Below are 19343 nucleotides of genomic sequence, written 5' to 3' on the forward strand. Positions count from 1 at the left end.
GACGAGTCGTGCGAGTTCAGGTCGCCGTCGTGGACCCGCCTTGTTCGCGCGCGTTCGGGTCGCCGTGCTCGGCGCGCCAGCGGCGGCGGTGCTCGTTCGCGGTCGTGCGGGCTTGGTCGAGTGCGGCGGGCGGGACGGGTTCGCGGCGCCAGGAGCGCAGGGTGCGGTCCATCTCGGTGACGAAGCGTTCGCCGTCCTCGGTCAGGGCGCCGCTTCGGAGGAGGGTCCCGGTGGCCAGCGCGGAGGCGTCGCGCCAGTGGGCGAACTCGGTGTGCGCGCGCAAAGCCGACGGGCCGTGCTCGTGGTGGCGTTGCCTGCGCCAGAATCCGGCCACGCCGAGGTGCGCGTAGGCGCCGGTGAGCAGGCCGGCGGCGGGGCGCGGGTCGTCCCGCCAGGCGGCGTAGAAGCGGCGGCCGTCGTCGGGACGGGTGAGCGGGATGGCGTCGTTGAGGGCGCCGAGCTTGGCGTGCTGCACCTCGTGCGCGAAGGTCACGGCGAGGTCCCGCTCGTCCGGCGGCAGGGACGCGTACATCGCGCCGAACGCCTCGTGCACCGTCGAACTGCGCGTGCCCTGGGCCGGTGGGGCGAGGGGCGTGAGGACGCGCAGGGTGCGGGCGGCCTCCTCGGCGACGGTCCAGTGCCGGCGGACGAGCAGGCGCCAGGCGCTGCGCAGGACGCTTCGCCACTGCTCGGTCTCCTCGTGGGTGAGGCGCGGCATCGGGTCGCCGCCGACGGAGCGGAGGGGGTCGCGGTCGTCCAGGAGGAGGTGCAGGGCCATCCCGTGGTACTCGGCTTCGAGGGTCCGCAGGCCGTGCCAGCCGGGGGCGTCGCGGTGAGGGTCGCCGTCGGGGAGGACGAAGGTGTCGGCGTCGGACGAGATCGTGACCGGGGCGCCGGGGGCCGCGCGGACGATACCGGTCCCGGCGAAGGGGACCGCCATGCCGAGGGACGGCAGGAACAGGCCGTCCGGGCCGCCGACGACCTCGATCGGACGCGGGTCGCGGGCGCGGATCGCCGCGGCGGCGGCCAGGGCGGTGATCGGGTCGGTGTCGGCGCCGCGCGCCGCGACCGCGTGGGCCCAGACTCCGACGGCCGGGTGGTCCAGGACGGCGCGGACGGCGTCCGGGTCGCGGCCCTGGATGTCGGCGAGCAGCGCGTAGGCCTGGCGGGCGCGGGCCTCGCGCGCGGGGTCGCGGGACCTGGCGGCCTCCCGGACCCAGCGCAGGAGCAGCAGGCGTTTGGAGCGCTGGACGCGCCACAGCTCGTCGACGGCGTAGGCTCCGCCGCCGCCTTGGGCGAGACCGGCGAAGACCTTCTCCGGGATCGACAACCGCTTCAGTTCGGGGGGCATCGGTTCGCTCCTCGGCTGTACACGGCGTGCGGCCTCGTCCCTCGCGCGCGCGAGGTCGCGGCCGACGGCGTCGCGGACGTGAGCGGCCAGGCGGAACAGGTCCCGGCAGTAGACGGACGGGTTCCGGAAGCCGCTGCCCGCCCGGTACCGGTGGACGTACTGGCCGCCGCCGCAGATGTGCCCGACCGCGCAGGCGCGGCAGGTGTCGGACAGGGCGTCCGCGCCGATCTGGCGGGCCGCGGTCGCGGGGAGCGCGAGCGCGGCGTCGAAGCCGTCCCGGCCGACGTGCAGGCCGGTCGCGGCGGCTCCCTCGTAGGCGGACTTGAGGGTGTCGACCTGCTCGACGGTGCCGTCCGTCTCGATCACGACCATCGCGGCCGGGGACAGTCCGACCTGCTCGCTCGTGGACGGGCGGCCCAGGCTCAGCGCGATGAGGTCGCGGAACAGCCGGACGTGGGTCTCCCGGCGGGGCGCGGCCGTCCAGCGGTCGAAGACGGCGGTGAGCCAGTCGCCGTAGGGGGCGTCCGGGGAGCCGGGGTCGAGGCCGGGCGGCGGGGTGTCCCAGTTGCCGTGCGGGAGCAGGAAGTCGATGGCGGGCGGCTGGAACCGGAGCAGAGCCTCGTAGGTCTCGACGGGCGGGTTCGCGAGGTCGATGGTGGCGAGGAGGCCGCCGAACAGGTGCCGGTACGGCTCCGCGGTGAGCCTCGCGAGCCCGGCGGCCGTCTGCGCGTGGCTGCCCCGGCCGTCGGCGTGCAGGCGGTGCCGGTCGTGGCCGCGTTCGTCGCCGTCCAGGCTGACGCTCACCTGGACGTCCAGCTCGTCGAAGAGGCTGAGGAACGGTTCGTCCAGCAGGACGCCGTTCGTCTGGACACCTACCCGCACGCGCGCGCGAGCGCCGACCTCCCGCCGGACGGTCACGACGGCGCGCCGGATCAGGTCCGGTCCGGCCAGCAGCGGTTCTCCGCCGTGAAGGATCACCTCGATGTCGGTCAGGCCGTGCGCGCGGACGTGTTCGCCGATGCGCCGCGCGGTGGCGTCGACGACCGCGCCGCCCATCCGCCGGGGTTGTTCACGCCAGCCCTGGTCGGCCATCTCGTAGACGTAGCAGTAGTCGCACGCCAGGTTGCAGCGACTGTGGATCTTGAGGATGAACTGCCGGAACGGAGTCGGCCGCCAGCCGGACGCCCGCAGCGCCGCGAGGTCCAACGTGCCGGGCCACTCGCCTCCGCCGGTGCGAGCCGCCACGTCGATCAGCCCCCAGAGTCGGTCCGGGCACGGTGCGACGCCGGACGGCCTAGCACCTTTGTCCGGATATGTAAGCATTCTTCAAGATCAACAAACCCGCTGCGCCGTCCACATGCGGGCAGTGCGGCTGCGTCCCGCGACCGTTCGTGTTCTCGTGGATCCTGGACGCCACCGCGATCAGCTGAGGTGCTCGAGGCGGTGGCGCGGACGCAATGGTGATTAGGTGCCGGACCGCAATCCCGGGCGGACGGTGACGAAGAACCGGACCAGTCCTGCGTATGGCACATACCAGCACAGACCAGCGCAAGATAGCCGATAACGGTTGAGACTCGTGGGTAAGCCGCCCCTTGAACTGGTACGGACCACCTCTTATCGTCGGGCCACGCGCGTTTCTGCTCACAGTGCATTCGTACCGCGCACATTCTTTCATGTGCGTGGAGAAGGCGGGGACCAGATGAAACGGCATCTCACGGTCGCCATCGCCGCGGGCCTCACGGTCGCCGTAGGCGTCAGCGGTTGCAGCAAAGGCAGCTCGTCGAGCGGGGACGGCGGCTCCGACAAGACGATCAAGTTCGTCGCGGCCATCTACGACGACAACACCAAGGGTTACTGGGACGGCCTGATCAAGGACTTCGAGGCCAAGAACTCGGGGTACAAGGTCGACCTGGAGATGGTCGACTGGACGCAGATGGACGCCAAGGTCAAGACCTATGTCCAGACCAAGCAGGTCCCCGACGTCCTCAACTACAACGCGTTCTCCGACTTCGCCCGGGACGGCCTGATCTACCAGGCGTCCGACGTGGTCTCGCCGAACACGCTGAGCGACTTCTCCCCGACCTTCGTGGAGCAGGCCAAGTACAACGGGACGCAGTACGCGCTGCCGTTCATCTCCAGCGCGCGGCTGATGTTCTACAACAAGGACCTGTTCAAGAAGGCCGGAATCAGCGACGCGCCCAAGACATGGGCGGACGTGAAGGCCGACGCGCAGAAGATCAAGGCGGGCGGGAAGATCGGCTACGGCCTGCCGCTCGGGCCCGAGGAGGCCCAGGCCGAGTTCTACTCGTGGGCGATGAACAACAACGGCGGCTGGGTCGACGCGTCCGGGAAATGGGCGATCGACCAGCAGGCCAACATCGACACGCTGAACTTCCTCAAGGACCTCAACAAGTCCGGGCTGACCCAGCCGAACCCGGAGAGCACCGACCGCAAGACGGTGTTCAACCAGTTCGCGCAGGGCCGGGTCGGCATGTCGATCGGCGGCCCGTTCACCCGCGCCGGATTCATCGACCCGGTCAACAAGAACCTGAACTACGGCATCGCCCCGCTGCCGAGCAAGGCCGGCACCGAGCACAACACGCTCGGCGTCATGGACATCCTGGCGGCGTTCAAGCGGAACGACGGCAAGAACAAGGAGGCCGTGCGGAAGTTCCTCGACTTCTTCTACGACAAGGACAACACCAGCAAGTTCCTCAAGCTGGAGAACTTCCTGCCGGTGACCAAGTCCGCCGGTGACGCGCTGAGCGCCGACCCGTACTTCAAGCAGTTCGTGGACGCGCTGCCCACCAGCAAGTTCGCCCCGACCGGCAACCCGGCGTGGAGCGCCGTCGCGGGCGCGGTGAAGCAGCAGCTCGGCACGGCCGTCGCCAACAAGGACCCGAAGGCGGTTCTGGGCGACATCCAGAAGACCGCCGAGAAGGCCGGCTGATCGAGCCGTGCACGACGTCCCTGACTCGGGCGACGTGAGCCCCCCGGCGGACGCGGTCCCCGGAGCCCCCCGCTCCGGGGCCGCGTCCCCGGCCGCGCTGCGGGCGCTGCGCAAGCTCGCGCCCCTGCTGTGGCTCGGCCCGTCGATCCTGCTCATCGCCTTCGTGGTGCTGTGGCCGGTCGTGGAGATGGCCCGCACCTCGCTCCAGAAGATCACCTCGTCCGGCCTGACCCAGGGCTGGAACGGGGTCCGGAACTACTCCGACCTGTTCGACGAGGACGCGCTGATCCCCGTCCTGCTCCGCACGGTGCTGTGGGTCGCGGGCGTGGTCGTCGTCACGCTGCTGCTGTCGCTGGCGCTCGGGCAGCTCCTCAACGCCCGCTTCCCCGGCCGCCGCGTGGTGCGCTGGGCGGTCATCGTGCCGTGGGCGGCGTCGGTCCTGATGACGGCGCTGATCTGGAAGTGGATGCTGGACAACTTCTCCGGCCTGGTCAACCGGGCGCTGCTCGACCTGCACGTGATCGACCGTCCGCACAACTGGCTGGGCGACCCGCACCAGGCGATGCTCTGGATGATGTGGGTGGCGGTGTTCGTGTCGCTGCCGTTCACCTCGTTCGTGATCCTCGCCGGTCTCCAGACCATCCCCGCGGACGTGTACGAGGCGGCCCGGGTGGACGGCGCGGGCCCGTGGCGGTCGTACTTCCAGATCACGCTGCCGCTGCTGCGCCCGGCGGTCCTCATCGCCGGGATCATCAACGTCATCAACGTGTTCAACTCGTTCCCGATCATCTACGAGATGACCGGGGGCGGGCCGGGCAACGACACCGACACCACCACCACGTTCATGTACAAGCTGGCCTTCTCCGACCAGCACGTCGGCGAGTCCGCGGCGATGTCGGTGATCAACTTCGCGCTCGTGCTGGTCATGGTGGCGCTGTACCTGTCCTTCTCGCGCTGGCGGGAGGAGACGCGATGAGCGAGCGGACGACCGCGACGGCCTCTTCGGGCGAACAGGCCGGACGGGCCAGGCGGGCCGGGCGGCGGCCGGTGCGGCTGCGGACGGTGCTGCTGACCGCCGTCGGATGGCTGGTCGGGCTGCTGTTCGTGCTGCCCTACCTGCAGATGTTCCTGACGTCGCTGAAGACGCCGTCGGACCTCACGCGCTCGCCGGGCTCGTACGTGCCGTCCCACTGGCAGTGGTCGAACTACGCGGACGTGTGGAAGGGCACCGGCGTCGGGCAGGCGCTGGCGGTGTCGCTGGAGGTCGCGGTCGCGTCGACCCTGGTGACGCTGCTGTGCGCGCTTCCCGCCGCCTACTACACCGCGCGCAACCGGTTCCGGGGGCGCGGGGCGTTCCTGCTGCTCGTCCTGGTGACGCAGATGTTCGCGCCGACGGCGCTGGTCATCGGCATCTACCGGGAGATGGTGGCGCTCAACCTCACCGACACGCTGCTCGCGCTGATCCTGGTGAACGCCGCGTTCAACCTGCCGTTCTGCGTGTGGATCCTGCACGGGTACTTCTCGTCGATCCCGCGCGAGCTGGAGGAGGCGGCGTTCCTGGACGGCGCGGGCCGGATGGCGGCGCTGGCCCGGGTGACCCTGCCGATCTCCATGCCGGGCGTGGTCACGGCGATCGTCTACACGTTCATCGCGGCGTGGAACGAGTTCATCGTCGCGCTGACCGTGACCGTCTCCCCCGACCGGAAACCCCTGACCGTGGTGGCTCCGTCGTTCGTGACGCAGTACCAGGCGCACTGGCAGTTTCTCTTCGCCACCTCGGTCATCGCTATCGTGCCCGTTGTGATCCTCTTTGTCTTTATCGAGCGGTACCTGGTCGGCGGGCTCACCGCGGGCTCCGTCAAATGACGGTCGTCGCCCTGGACGTCGGAGGGACGTCCATGAAGGGCGCGCTGATCGACTCCGGTGGGACGGTCCTCCGCACCGAGGGCCGTCCCACCGGACGCGAGCACGGGCCGGCCACGGTCGTCCGGACGATCCTGGACTTCGCGGCCGAGCTGGCCGCGAGCGATCCCGGCGTCACCGCCGCCGGGATCGTCGTGCCCGGCCTGGTGGACGAGGCGACCGGAACGGCGGTCAACTCGTCCAACATCGGCTGGCGGGACGTGCCGCTGCGCAAGCTCGCGGCCGAGCGCCTCGGGCTGCCCGTGGCGCTCGGGCACGACGTCCGGACGGGCGGGCTCGGCGAGGCCGTCCGCGGGGCGGGCCGCTCCGGCGGCGACTTCCTGTTCCTGCCGATCGGCACCGGCATCGCCGCGGCGATGGTGCTGGACGGCACGCCCTATCCCGGGTCGTCGGGGTGGGGCGGCGAGATCGGGCACGTCGTCGTCCGGCCCGGCGGCGAACCGTGCGCCTGCGGGAACCGGGGCTGCCTGGAGACCTACGCGTCCGCCGCGTCCATCGCGCGGCGCGCGGGCGGGATCCCGGCGGAGGAGGTCGTCCGGCGCGCCGCGGCCGGGGACGAGCGCTGCGCCGAGGTCTGGTCGCTCGCGCTGGACACCCTCGCGGACGCGCTGGCCGCCGCGACGCTGATGCTCGACCCGTCCCGGATCGTGCTCGGCGGCGGACTGGCCGAGGCGGGCGACGCGCTCCTGCCGCCGCTCGCCGAACGCCTCGTCCCGCGCCTGACCTTCCGCACGCCCCCGCCCCTGGTCCCGGCCGAACTGGGGCCCCTGGCGGGCATGCACGGGGCCGCGGTGCTCGCCCAGCGCCTCGTCACGCCCTGATCCCAGGCCGCCGGCGCGGCCTTTCGGAACCCCGGGCGGTGGTCGTCGCTTTCGCAGGACGGCGGCCATCGTCCGGCTTCGGCCTCCCTGGGGACATCCCGGATCCGGCCCGTTCCCAGGGAAGTGGAACGGACCGGATCCGGTCGGAGCGGCGCGGCTCGCGGGTCGCCGTCCGGTCTGGGGGTGCGGGCCGGTGGAACGCGGTCAGGCCAGGGCCTTCTCCGTGGCCGGAGGCTGCTCCGTGGTCGGAGGCTGCTCCGTGATCGGAGGCTGCTCCGTGGTCGGAGGCTGCTCCGTGGTCGGAGGCTGCTCCGTGGTCGGAGATGGCTCAGTGGTCGGGGACCGGTCGGCGGACGTGGACTGGTCGGCGAACTGGGTGCTGTGGAGCTCTGCGTAGCGGCCTCCCTCGGCGAGCAGGGTCTCGTGGGTGCCGCGCTCGACGACGCGGCCGGACTCGATGACGAGGATCTGGTCGGCGGCGCGGATGGTGGACAGCCGGTGGGCGATGATGATCGAGGTGCGGCCGTCGAGCGCCTCGGCGAGGGCCTCCTGGACGGCGGCCTCGGACGTGGAGTCGAGGTGCGCGGTGGCCTCGTCGAGGATCACCACGCGCGGGCGCGCGAGGAGCAGGCGGGCGATGGTGAGGCGCTGGCGCTCGCCGCCGGACAGCCGGTAGCCGCGCTCGCCGACGATGGTGTCGAGGCCGTCGGGCAGCGAGCGGATCAGGTCGTCCAGGCGGGCGCGGCGCAGGACGTCCCAGATCTCGTCCTCGTCGGCCTCGGGGCGGGCGAGCAGCAGGTTCTCGCGGATCGACTCGTGGAACAGATGGCCGTCCTGGGTGACCATGCCGAGCGTCTCGCGGATGGCGTCGAAGGACAGGTCGCGGACGTCGACGCCGCCGAGCCGGACGGCGCCCTCGTCCACGTCGTAGAGGCGCGGCAGCAGCTGCGCGATCGTGGACTTGCCCGCGCCGGACGACCCGACGAGCGCGATCATCTGGCCGGGCTCGGCGCGGAACGACACGTCGTGCAGGACCTCGACGCCGCCGCGCGCGTCGAGGGCGGCGACCTCCTCCAGGGAGGCGAGCGAGACCTTGTCGGCGGACGGGTAGCCGAACCGGACGTGGTCGAACTCGACCGCGACCGGGCCCTCGGGGGCGGGGGCGGCGTCCGGCTTCTCCTTGACGAGGGGCTCCAGGTCGAGGACCTCGAAGACGCGCTCGAAGCTGACCAGCGCGCTCATGATCTCCAGGCGGGCGCCCGCGAGGGCGGTGAGCGGCGCGTAGAGCCGGGTGAGCAGCAGCGCGAGCGCGACGACCGCGCCCGCGTCGAGCTGGTCGCGCAGCGACAGGAACCCGCCGAGGCCGTAGACGAGCGCCAGCGCCAGCGCGGACACGACCGTCAGGGACGTGATGAACACGTGCTGGAGCATGGCCGTGCGGACGCCGATGTCGTGCACCCGGCGGGCCCGGACGGCGAACTCGGCGGACTCGCGGGCGGGCCGTCCGAACAGCTTGACCAGGGTCGCGCCGGGGGCGGAGAACCGCTCGGTCATCTGCGTGGACATGGCGGCGTCGTTGGCGGCGGCCTCGCGGCGCAGCCCGGCCAGGCGGCGGCCCATGCGGCGCGCGGGCAGCACGAACACCGGCAGCAGGACGAGCGCGAGCAACGTGACCTGCCAGGAGATGCCGACCATCACGGCGAACGTGAGCAGCAGCGTGACCATGTTGCTGACCACGCCGGACAGCGTGTCGGAGAACGCGCGCTGCGCGCCGATCACGTCGTTGTTGAGCCGGGAGACCAGCGCGCCGGTGCGGGTGCGGGTGAAGAACGCGACCGGCATGCGCTGGACGTGGTCGAACACGGCGGTGCGCAGGTCGAGGATGAGGCCCTCGCCGATCCGCGCGGAGAACCAGCGGTTGACCAGGCCGAGGCCGCCCTCGGCGAGGGCGAGCGCGGCGATGGCGACGGCGAGGCCGACCACCATGCCGGACGAGCGGTGCCCGACGATCGCGTTGACGACGCGCCCGGCGAGCACCGGGGTCACCACGGTGATCACCGCAAGCATCACGCTGACCAGCAGGAATCCGGTGATCCTGCGGGAGTGCGGGCGTGCGAACGCCGCGATGCGGCGCATCGTCGCCCTGGAGAAGGGACGGCGTTCGTCCTTCGCGTTCATCGCGTGGCGCAGCGAGTGCCACGCGGTCACTTCCATGCTCATGTGCGGTCTGCCCGTCGTCGAGTGGTCGGGATGCGTCGGAGACCCATCCTGGAACCTCAACAAATGTTGAGGTCAACTCCGCTCGCCGCACCACTCTGCCCGAAGGGTCCGACAATCCGCGAGGTACGGTTCTCGAACATGACGATCGATGTCGCGAAGGTCCGGAACGACACGCCCGGATGCGCGCGCGTCGCGCACCTCAACAACGCCGGGTGCGCGCTGCCGCCGCGTCCGGTGATGGACGCCGTCACCGGGCACCTGGAGCTTGAGGCGATGACGGGCGGCTACGAGGCCGCCACCGAGAACGCCCAGGCCGTCGAGCGTTTCTACGACGCGGTCGCCGGGCTCATCGGCGCGCGCCGCGACGAGATCGCCTATGTGGAGAACGCGACCCGGGCCTGGGACATGGCCTTCTACGGCATCGCGTTCGCGCCGGGTGAGCGCGTCCTGACGACGACGAACGAGTACGCCAGCAACGCGATCGCCTACATGCAGCGCGGCGTCCGGGTGGACGTGGTCCCGGACGACGCGGACGGCACGATCGACCTCGACGCCCTGGAGGCCGAGCTCCGCAAAGGCGGCGTGCGGCTCGTCTCGCTGAACCACGTCCCGACGTCCAACGGGCTGATCAACCCGGCCGCCGACGTCGGGCGGCTGTGCCGGGAGGCGGGCGCGCTGTTCCTGCTGGACGCGTGCCAGTCGGTCGGGCAGCTCCCGGTCGACGTCGACGAGATCGGCTGCGACCTGCTGTCCGCGACCGGGCGGAAGTACCTGCGCGGGCCGCGTGGCACCGGTTTCCTCTACGCGCGCGCGGACGTCCTCCCCCAGCTCGAACCGCCGTTCCTGGACAACGCCTCCGCGATCCGGCACGCGCCCGACCGGTACGAGATCCAGCCGGACGCCAAGCGGTTCGAGACGTGGGAACGGTTCGTGGCCGGTCAGATCGGGCTGGGCGTCGCCGCCGACTACGCGAACGCCCTCGGCATGAACGCCATCGCGTCCCGCATCGACATCCTCGCCACGCTCCTGCGCGCGGAACTGGCCGCGAAACCGGGCGTGACCATCCACGACCAGGGCGTCCTGCGGTCCGGCATCGTCACCTTCACCGTGGACGGCCGGACGCCCGCCGAGATCGTCGAGACCGCGCGCGCACGAGGCATCAACCTGAACGTCAGCAAGCCTCGCCAGCACGGATATGACCCGGACGCCTTGGATGCGGTCGTCCGGGCCTCCGTGCACTACTACAACACCGAGGACGAGCTGGAGCGCCTTCTCGCCCTCATCTGACGGTCACGGCTGTTTGAAGGGGGCGAGCACGCGGGCCGCCGCAGGCTCGTTCACCACGAGGCGGTTGGGGTCCTTGGGCGAGAAGCGGTACGGCAGGGTCGTGTAGTGCGCCTTGGACGGATCGGTGCGCTTGAAGCTCTCGGCCAGCGCCTTCATGCCCGCCAGGTCCAGCCCAGGGACGGTCTTCACCGAATCCGCGCCCGCCTTGAGGAACTGGGCGAACCGGATCGGGTTGCTCGTCAGCATGTGCAAGGCCTCACCGTACAGATCGGCCATGAGCCTCTGCTGGCGCTTGATGCGGTCGAGATCCGAGCCGTCACCCATGCCGTGCCGGACGCGCGCGTACGCGAGGGCGCCCTTGCCGTCCAGCTTGTGCTTGCCCGCGCTGAGGTGAAGGCCTGATGCCGGGTCGTTCACGCTCTTCGGCAGTGTCACGGTCACTCCGCCCAGCACGTCCACCATGTGGGCGAAGCCCTTGAAGTTCACGACCACGGCCTGGTCGACGCGGACGGACGTGACCGCCTCCACCGTCTTGATCGCGCAGGAGACACCGCCCATCGAGTACGCCGAGTTGATCAGTCCCGGGCCCGGCCTGGTCTTCCGGCCGTCCGGGCGGACGCACGCGGGCAGCTGCACGACCAGGTCGCGCGGCAGGCTCACCACGGTCACGCGCGCGCGGCCGGCGGGCAGCCTGACCAGCGCCATCGTGTCCGAGCGGGCGGAATCGCGGTGGACGGCGTCCGCCCCCCGCGCGTCCGACCCGAGGACGAGGACGTTCAGCGGACGGTCGTCGACGCGCCCGAGCGGACTCAGCGCCCTGCCGTGATGACCGCCGGACCGCAGCAGGACGGACGGGACGATCAGCAGCGCCGCGACCGCACAGGCGGCGAGGGCCAGCGCCGTCCAGCCGCGCGGACGCAGGCGCCGGCGCCGCGGGGCGTGCGCGGCGTCGGTCAGCCGGGACCGCTGGCGGGCCAGCGACGGCGGCGGATCGTGCTCGAGAGCGCGCCCGAGGTCGCGCAGGGGCGAGAGGTCGTCCACGGCTCAGCCCTCCTCAGCGGTCGGGTCGACGCCGCCGAGCGCGGCGCGGACCTTGCGGCGGGCCCGGTTCAGGCGCGACCGGACGGTGCCGACGGGAATGGACAGGGCGGAGGCGACCTCCTCGTAGCTCAGGTCGCCCCAGGCCACCAGCAGCAGGACGTCCCGGTCCCGGCGGGGCAGCGCGGCGAGGGCCCCGGCGAGCTCGGCGCGGGACTCCCAGGCCGCGACGCCCGCCGCGACCCGGTCGGCGGGGCCGTCGTCCGGGCCGTCCACGGGGCTGCGGCGCAGCGCCCGGTAGTGCGCGGCCTCACGCCGGTGGTGCCGCGCCATGATCTTGGTGGCGATGCCGAACAGCCAGGGACGGGCGTCCGGATGGGACAGGTCGTACCGGTGCCGTCCGCCGAACGCGGCGAGGAAGGTGTCCCCGACCAGGTCCTCGGCGGTCTCGGGGCCGAGCCGCCGGGACACGTAGCGGTACAGCATCCCGGAGTAGCGGTCGAACAGCGCGGCGAACGTCTCCGGATCGTCGTGCGACCGGCGGATCAGCTCCGCGTCGTCCGCCGTCACGGCGGGCGGGGCGGTCATCGTGGACACCACGGCCTTCCCGGGGGTAGCGGGCTCGTTGTCGACCGTGTCTTGCCGTCCGGGCCCGCCCGGGTTCACGATTCCAAGATCACCAATTGATAACGAAGTGAACTTTCGGGATAACCTGCGCATCTTCCCAGAGGTGAGCGCGAGGACTCGGACGCGGGGGTTCGGTCCAGGTCCGCGCTCTTCCGCTTAAGGGGCGAGCAGGAGGACGCGGCGTGACGGACGACGCCCAGAACCGGCCGGACGAGACGGAACCGGCCCGGTCGGAGACGACCGAGGACGCCAGAACCGCGAACGCCACAGGCACCGCCGAGGACGCCGCGGCCACCAAGGACGCCTCGGACACCGTCGCTGCCGAGGACGCCTCGGACGCCGCCGCCGACGCTCCGGCCGAGGACGCCGACCGGCCCGAGCAGCCTGACCAGGCCGAACCGACCGAGCGGGACGCCCCGGACGAGCCCGCCAAGGCGCCCGAGTCCGCCGAGCCCGCCGAAACTCCCGATGCGCCTGCGGCTTCCGAGACTCCTGCGACTCCTGCGGTGTCTGAGGCTCCCGAGGTCCCCGAGGCGCCCGAGCCGGACGGGGGCGAATCCTCGCGCGCGTCGCGCGAGTCGGGCCCGCATCCGATGCAGGCGTCCAAGTCGTCCGGGCAGTGGACGGTCGCGTTCCCGAAGGTCCAGGAGCGCCCGGAGCCCGTGGAACGCCCCAAGCCCGCGGAAGCCCCGGAGCCGGAGCCCGCCGAGCACCCGGAATCCGTGGAGCGGCCGGAGCCGCCGGAGCCCGCGGAGACTCCCGAGGGCCCTGAGCACCGCGAACCCCCGCAGCGCCCTGAGCGTGCAGAGCGCTCAGAGCGTCCTGAGCCTCCGCAGCAGCCCGAGCCTCCGCAGCAGCCTGAGCGCCCGGAGCCGCCGAAGCGGCCGGAGTCCAAGCCCTTCCGGTCGGCGGCGCCGACGGTCGAGGACCGGCTGCCCACTCTTCGGGCCCCGAAGCCTGACGCGCCCGCGCACGAGGAGGATGCCCCGCGCTCCGGCGGTCAGCCCCCTGCCACCCCGCACACCAGCGGATCCCACCCGTCCGGTCCGGACGCGGGAGGCGAGCCGTCCGGGACGTCCCGCACGAGCGGAACGCACCCGGCCACGCCTCGCGTCAGTGGCTCTCACGAGACCACGCCCCGGACGAGCGGCCCGCGCGAAGCCGCCCCGCGCCCTGGTGGGCGGCACGGGGCCCCGCCTCAGACGAGCGAGCCCCACGAGGCCGACCCCCGTCACAGCGGCCGTCACGAGGCCGCTCCCCGGACGAGTGGTCCTCACGAGAACGCGCCTCGTTCCAGCGGCCGCCACCAGGCCACGCCGCCCCAGCCGGGTGCGCAGCCCCAGTCCAGCGGCCAGCACCCGGTCACGCCCCGGACCAGCGGTCAGCATCAGGTCACGCCTCAGAGCAGCGGACAACACCCCGTCACGCCTCAGACCAGCGGTCAGCACCCGGCGGGTCCTCGCGCGAGTGGGCAGCACCCGGCGCAGCCCCGGGTGAGCGGGCAGCATCCGGTCGCGCCCGCCTCCCACGCCGCTCCCCCGGCCGCTCCGCCGGCTCCGGCCGGGCCGCGGACGAGCGTCGACCAGCCGATCGCGCCCCGGTTCACCGCGCAGGCGCACACCGACGCGCAGGCCGAGGCGCGGCTGCGCGCGCAGGCGCAGGCCGCCCAGGACCAGATCTGGGGCGCCGATGTCACGCGCATGGACCCGCCGATCAACCCGTCCCAGTACGCGGTGGGCGTCCAGCCGCGGCAGCCCCAGCAGGCCCCCCAGCCCCAGCCTCAGCCGTCCCCGCAGCCTCGGCAAGCCCGGCAGCCGCAGTACGGGTATGAGACGCAGCAGCCGCAGCCGCACCACACGCAGCAGCGCCAGCCCTATGCGGAGCAGTACGCCGACCAGTACGCGGACCACCGGGCGGCCCGCGAGGACGCGCCCGCGTACGAGGAGGAGCCCCGGAAGGGACGCCGCCGCCTCGTGATCACGCTGGTGGCCGTGCTCGTCCTGGTCGGCGGTGTGGTGGCCGGGCAGCTGATACGGCCGGTGCCGGAGGCGTCGCTGGCGCTCACGCTGTCCAGCGCGAGCCACACCTTCGCCGGTCAGCGGCCCGCCCTGCCGTGGCCGAAGGCGGGGCAGGCGACCGTGTACGTGGACGGCCTGGGCGCGATGGGGTCGTCCGGCGCGCCGACGCCGACGCCCACGGCGAGCGTCGCCAAGGTCATGACGGCGTACGTGATCCTGCGCGACCGGCCGCTGCGCAGTGGCGAGTCGGGGCCGACCTTCACCGTGACGCCGCAGGGCGTGGCCGAGATGCCGGGGCGCAGGAAGCGCGGCGAGTCGCTGCTCGGGATCCACGCGAACCAGCAGTTCACCCAGCGCAAGGCGCTGGAGGCGCTGCTGGTCATCTCGGCGAACGACGTGGCGCACGAGCTGGCCCGCTGGGACACCGGCTCGGACCAGGCGTTCGTCCAGAGGATGAACGACGCGGCGCGGTCGCTCGGCATGACGAACACGACCTACACCGACCCGAGCGGCTATGACTCGGCGACCGTCAGCACGGCCGCCGACCAGGTGAAACTGCTGCGCGCGGCGATGAAGCTGCCCGCGTTCGCCGAGTCCGTCGCGCTGCGCTCCTACGTCCCGGCCGAGGGCGGCCCGGCGCGCAACGCGGGCAACGTCCTGCTCGGGCAGTCCGGCGTGGTCGGCGGCAAGACCGGCTACACCGACAAGGCGGGCGGCAACTTCGTGTTCGCCGCGCGCCGCCAGGTCGGCGGGGTGGACACGCTGATCCTCGGCGCGGTCATGAACCAGCCGTCGCCGAGCGCGATGGGCGCGATCCACGCGGCGCAGCCCCTGGTCGCGGCGGCCGGGAACGCGCTGGTCAGCGCGACGGTCGCGCCGTCCGGGAGCCGGGTGGCGAAGGTGGACGACGGGCTCGGCGGCGGCGCCGGGCTGCGCGCGGCCAAGGCCGTGACCGTGGTCGGGTGGCCGGGGCTGACCGTGCCGTTCGGGGTGGCCGGGGATCCGCCGGGTTCGGCCCCGCAGGGCGCGAAGGTCGGGACGCTGACGGCGGGTCCGGCGCGCGTTCCGCTGGCGCTGGACGCGCCGCTGGGCAAGCCGTCCCTGCTGCACCGCCTGCTCCGCCTCGCCTGAGCGGCGGACGAACGCCCCGATGTGGCGGCGCCCCCGGACGGGGAGCGCCGCCACGCTCGTTCCGTCAGGCGGTCAGGGCGCCTCCGGCCGCTGCTCCTCGGACGCCAGGGCCCCGGCGAGGACGAGCCGTCCGGACGTGCGGACCATGTACGTGACCTCGTCGAGCGGACGGCGCAGCGAGGTGAGCGCGACCAGCGCGGCGAGCAGGGTGTGCCCGAGGACGATCTCGACGGCGTCCCGGTCGGGCACCGGGTCGCCGATGGCCGCGGACAGCCGGTCGCGGACGAACAGGAACAGCACCGTGCGGGCGTCCTCGACGGACGGGTCGTCCGAGGTCACGGCCTGGATGATGGCCGAGGTGAGGGTCAGCTCGCCGGACGCGATCTCCACGATCCGCTCCAGCAGCGAGGTGAGCCGCTCGGTGGGCGTCTCGCCGACGGCGAGCGCGTCGATGTCGGCGGTCACCCGGTGCGCCCAGGTGGCGGCGACCTCGGTGAGCAGGTGGTCCTTGGTGGCGAAGTACCGGTACACGGTGGCGCGGGCGACCCCGGCGCGGTCGGCGACGTCGTGCATGGTGACGGCCTGGTAGCCGCCCTCGTCCGCCAGTTCGCGGGCCGCCTCGAGCAGCCGCTCGCGGCGGGCCTGCTGATCCTTGGTCAACGTCCTGGTGACGGTGATCCGCACCTCGCCGCTCACCCCGCCACGCACACTGCCGCTCAACGCGCCTCCTCGTTGTGACGGCCCCATTGTCCCGCAGATCCGCCCGTGCCGACGGGGGCGCGGTCGAATCGAGACCCGGCGTTCAGGGACGGCCGGGGCCCGGCGTCCGGCCGGGGACCGCGGGTCCGCATCGCGGAGTCTGGCAGAGGCGCGCGCGGATGAGGGCGCGTGGCCGCGACCGGCCGTGCGCGGGACGCCACCCGCCGAACACGGTCGGCCGAGGTGCGAGGCCAATCGCACGACCTCCGGAACGCGTCCGCGGACGCGTTCCGGAGGGGGCGGGCCTCGGGTGCGGAGGGACGGGCCGCGTGCGGAGGATCAGGCGACGACGTCGAGCCTGCGGCGGCGCTCGGCCCACTGGAGCGAGTGCCGGATGGCGTCGCCGATAGTGAACTCGGGCCTCCAGCGCAGGATCTCCCACGCCTTCGCCGGGTCGACGAACGCGCCGACGACGTCCCCGGGACGGGCCGGGGCCTCCTCCACGGCGAAGTCGTCGCCGACGACCTCGCGGAAGGCGTCGACCAGTTCGCGGACGGTCGTGCCGTCCCCGGTGCCGAGGTTGACGACCTGGTAGGCGGGCGGCGCGCCGGCCGGGCGCGCGGGCGGGACGATCGCGTCGAACCGGTCGACGGCCGCGACGAACGCCCGCGCGATGTCCCACACGTGGATGTAGTCGCGGATGGCCGTGCCGTCCCGGGTCGGCCAGTCCACGCCCGTGATCCGGAACGGGACGCCCGACTCGTAGGACTCGATCATCTTGCCGAGGGCGTGCGTCGGCTTGCTGGACTGGAGGCCGGTGCGCATCCTCGGGTCCGCGCCGATCGGGTTGAGGTAGCGCAGCGACACCACGCGCAGCCCGTAGGCCGCGGCCATGTCGCGCAGCGCGGCCTCCGCCATCGCCTTCGAGCGCGTGTAGGGGTTCTGGGGGTCGAGATCGGACGCCTCGGTGACCGAGAGGTCCTGGGACGGGCGGTACATGCCCGCCGTGGACGCGAACACCATCCGGTCGCAGTGGTTGCGCCGCAGGTGTTCGGCGAACTCCAGGGTGCGGGTGAGGTTGACGCGGTAGTAGCGGGCGGGGTCGCTCATCGAGTCGGGCACGACGATCAGCGCGGCGCAGTGCACCGCGACGGCGATGTCCGGATGCTCGGCGAAGATCCGGTCGACCAGCGCGCCGTCCCCGATGTCGCCCTGGTAGAAGATCTTGCCCTCGGTGAACTCCGGACGCCCGGTGACCAGGCTGTCGAGCACGACGGGTGTGACGCCGCGCTCGGCGAAGGCCGACGCGATGGTGCTGCCGATGAAGCCCGCGCCCCCTGTGATCAGGACCTTCACTTGTCTTCCCCTTACCGAAGTGTGCTCCCCGTGGCTCGGTAACCACAGAATCCGCATAGGTCCGGACAAGGTCAACGGCGCGTTTACCAACTGACCGGGACCGGACGCCCGTGAACCGGCGCGCGGGGGGCCGCGTCCGTGTGCGCAGGCGGAATGACCCCGCGCGCGTGAGTGCTCTGACCAGGGACAACGGGAAAGTGTCCGCTGCCGGACGGCCGTCTACAGCGTTTGCGGGATCCGTTCTCGCCGCCGATCGCCGATGGTGGCGGAATGCAGCCCACCCGGGTCCTCATCGTGGACGACCACGCGCTGTTCGCCGAGGCGCTGTCGGCCCGGCTCGCCCGTGAGCCGGACCTGGTCGTCCTGCCCGTCGCGGCGGCGGGGCGGCAGGCGCTGTCCCTGGCCGCCACCGAGCGCCCGCACGTCGTGCTGCTCGACCTGGACCTCGGCCCCGAGAACGGCCTGGACGTGCTGGCGCGGCTGCGCGAGCGCCATCCGGACGTGCGGGTCGTGGTGCTGACCGCCGCGGACGGCGTGGACACGATCGTCCGGTGCGTCCGGCGGGGCGCGGTCGGGTTCCTGTCGAAGACCGAGCGGGCCGAGCGGGTCGCGGGGGTCGTCCGGCAGGCGGCGCGGCGCGGCGGCTGGATCCCGCCGGACCTGCTCGGCGACGTGCTGCGCCGGCTGCTGTCGGGGCAGCCCGAGCCGGACGGCGCGGACCGGCTCCTCGCCGACCTGACGCCGCGCGAGCGCGAGGTCCTCCAGTGCATGGTGGACGGCCTGAACCGCGCGGAGATCGCGGGCCGGCTCGGCCTGTCGGCCAACACCGTCCGGACGCACACGCAGAACCTGCTGGCCAAGCTGGACCTGCACTCGGCGCTGGAGGCGATCACGCTCGCGATGCGCACCGGGATGCGCCCGTCCGAGGACCCCTGAGCCGCGCGCTCCCGCCGGGCTCGGGCGTGCCCCGCGCGCCCCCAGCAAACGACGTAGCCGAGTCGTCTTTGTGGGCGATTCGATCTCTATGCGGCCTTCCTACGCTCGCGGTGTCAGCACCAGCCGAGGGGGCCGTTGCCGTGGAGATCGACGAGGTCGCCGCCCGGGTGATCCGCACCTACTGGGCGCTTCTGCTGGTCGCGACGGTGGTGCCGCTGGTCGCGGTGTTCCTGGTGATGAGCGGGCGGACGCCGCCCGCCGCCGCGCAGGCCCGGATCGTCGTGCCGGGCGGGGCCGCCGCCGGGGCCGCCGGGGACAACGGGGTGAGCGCGGCGGTCAGCACCGCCAAGGCGTTCGCCACCGGGCACGACCTGCTCGCCAAGGTGATCAAGGACGGGCGGCTCGACCGGGACCCCGACAAGGTGGCCAAGCAGATCGGCGTGAAGGGGCTCGGGACGTCCGCGGTGGTCGAGCTGACCGTCAAGGACCAGGACCCGGACGTCGCGCTGAAGCTGGCGCAGTCGGTCTCGGCCGCGACCGTCGACGGGATCAACACCTCGAACCAGAGCGCGATCCAGAGCCAGCTGAACCAGGTCGGGCAGCAGATCACCGCGCTGGAGCGGCAGCAGGCGACCGCCGCGCCGGGACCGGCGACCGACCGGATCCTGACCCAGCTCACCGACCTGCGGACGAGCCGGAGCGACCTGCGCTCGCAGCTGGTGACCACCGGGACGGCCTCGATCGCGCAGCCCGCGATCGAGGCGCCCAAGACCGACCCGACGGTCATGATGACGGTCGTCGCCGGGCTCGGCGGGCTGGTCCTCGGGATCCTCGCGGCGGTCGTCGCGGAGATGGCCCGGCCGACCGTCCCCGGTCAGCGCCGGGTCGCGCGGCGGCTGGACGTCCCGCTGCTGGGCCTGGCCGGCGGGTCGCCGGCGGAGACGGCGGCGCTGGGCCGGCGGGTCCGGCTGGCCGCGCGGAAGGCC

The 19343-nt window shown here is 72.7% G+C and carries 14 protein-coding genes; 8 read left to right on the top strand and 6 right to left on the bottom strand.

Going from position 1 to position 19343, the window contains the following annotated elements:
• Positions 1-16: 16 nt before the first annotated feature.
• Positions 17-2596, bottom strand: a complete 2580-nt coding sequence (locus tag EBO15_RS47025; protein ID WP_325051884.1) for an FxsB family cyclophane-forming radical SAM/SPASM peptide maturase — start codon at positions 2594-2596, stop codon at positions 17-19.
• A gap of 454 nt (positions 2597-3050) precedes the next feature.
• Between EBO15_RS47025 and EBO15_RS09305 the strand changes: the two genes are divergently transcribed.
• The 4 genes from EBO15_RS09305 to EBO15_RS09320 are packed head-to-tail and all read left to right on the top strand — an operon-like array spanning position 3051 to position 7045.
• Entirely contained in the window at positions 3051-4301 is a 1251-nt protein-coding gene (locus EBO15_RS09305; protein ID WP_122193922.1) for an extracellular solute-binding protein, read from the top strand.
• Between the two features lie 7 nt (positions 4302-4308).
• Complete coding sequence (locus tag EBO15_RS09310; RefSeq protein WP_233616067.1) at positions 4309-5277, top strand: carbohydrate ABC transporter permease; 969 nt, start codon at positions 4309-4311, stop codon at positions 5275-5277.
• Positions 5274-6167 carry a carbohydrate ABC transporter permease gene (locus EBO15_RS09315; RefSeq protein WP_122193923.1) on the top strand — a complete coding sequence of 298 codons (894 nt, stop codon included), beginning with the start codon at positions 5274-5276 and terminating at the stop codon, positions 6165-6167. The genes EBO15_RS09310 and EBO15_RS09315 overlap by 4 nt, the downstream gene beginning before the upstream one ends.
• Positions 6164-7045 (top strand): ROK family protein, encoded by an 882-nt coding sequence (locus tag EBO15_RS09320; RefSeq protein WP_122193924.1) that lies wholly within the window; start codon positions 6164-6166, stop codon positions 7043-7045. The genes EBO15_RS09315 and EBO15_RS09320 overlap by 4 nt, the downstream gene beginning before the upstream one ends.
• 204 nt (positions 7046-7249) lie before the next feature.
• Here EBO15_RS09320 and EBO15_RS09325 read toward each other — a convergent pair whose 3' ends face one another.
• On the bottom strand, positions 7250-9265 hold the full coding sequence (locus EBO15_RS09325; RefSeq protein WP_122193925.1) for an ABC transporter ATP-binding protein: 2016 nt from the start codon (positions 9263-9265) through the stop codon (positions 7250-7252).
• 138 nt (positions 9266-9403) lie between these two features.
• Here EBO15_RS09325 and EBO15_RS09330 point away from each other — a divergent pair, with 138 nt between their 5' ends.
• Positions 9404-10552, top strand: coding sequence for an aminotransferase class V-fold PLP-dependent enzyme (locus EBO15_RS09330; RefSeq protein WP_122193926.1), 1149 nt, complete (start codon positions 9404-9406; stop codon positions 10550-10552).
• A 3-nt stretch (positions 10553-10555) separates the two neighbouring features.
• Here the strand turns inward: EBO15_RS09330 and EBO15_RS09335 are convergent, their stop codons facing one another.
• Together EBO15_RS09335 and EBO15_RS09340 are read right to left on the bottom strand one after the other, a co-directional pair.
• Positions 10556-11593, bottom strand: a complete 1038-nt coding sequence (locus EBO15_RS09335) for an LCP family protein (RefSeq protein WP_122193927.1) — start codon at positions 11591-11593, stop codon at positions 10556-10558.
• Between the two features lie 3 nt (positions 11594-11596).
• The gene (locus EBO15_RS09340; RefSeq protein ID WP_122193944.1) at positions 11597-12178 is read right to left on the bottom strand and encodes an RNA polymerase sigma factor; all 582 of its coding nucleotides are present in this window, start codon (positions 12176-12178) and stop codon (positions 11597-11599) included.
• 221 nt (positions 12179-12399) lie between these two features.
• On the opposite strand from EBO15_RS09340, the gene EBO15_RS46755 reads away from it, so the two are divergent.
• Positions 12400-15366 (top strand): D-alanyl-D-alanine carboxypeptidase family protein, encoded by a 2967-nt coding sequence (locus EBO15_RS46755; RefSeq protein WP_267898391.1) that lies wholly within the window; start codon positions 12400-12402, stop codon positions 15364-15366.
• A 72-nt stretch (positions 15367-15438) separates the two neighbouring features.
• On the opposite strand, the gene EBO15_RS09350 is transcribed toward EBO15_RS46755, so the two are convergent.
• Complete coding sequence (locus tag EBO15_RS09350) at positions 15439-16086, bottom strand: TetR/AcrR family transcriptional regulator (protein ID WP_233616068.1); 648 nt, start codon at positions 16084-16086, stop codon at positions 15439-15441.
• Positions 16087-16404: 318 nt separating this feature from the next.
• A complete protein-coding gene (galE, locus tag EBO15_RS09355) occupies positions 16405-17421 on the bottom strand; it encodes a UDP-glucose 4-epimerase GalE (protein ID WP_122193929.1) in 1017 nt (338 codons plus the stop codon).
• A gap of 270 nt (positions 17422-17691) precedes the next feature.
• Between galE and EBO15_RS09360 the strand changes: the two genes are divergently transcribed.
• Together EBO15_RS09360 and EBO15_RS09365 are read left to right on the top strand one after the other, a co-directional pair.
• A complete protein-coding gene (locus EBO15_RS09360; RefSeq protein ID WP_122193930.1) occupies positions 17692-18357 on the top strand; it encodes a response regulator in 666 nt (221 codons plus the stop codon).
• A gap of 140 nt (positions 18358-18497) precedes the next feature.
• The coding region (locus EBO15_RS09365) for a YveK family protein (protein WP_147481432.1) at positions 18498-19343 on the top strand (846 nt) is incomplete at its 3' end.

The sequence above is a fragment of the Actinomadura harenae genome, from assembly GCF_003696215.1.
Lineage (GTDB): Bacteria > Actinomycetota > Actinomycetes > Streptosporangiales > Streptosporangiaceae > Spirillospora > Spirillospora harenae.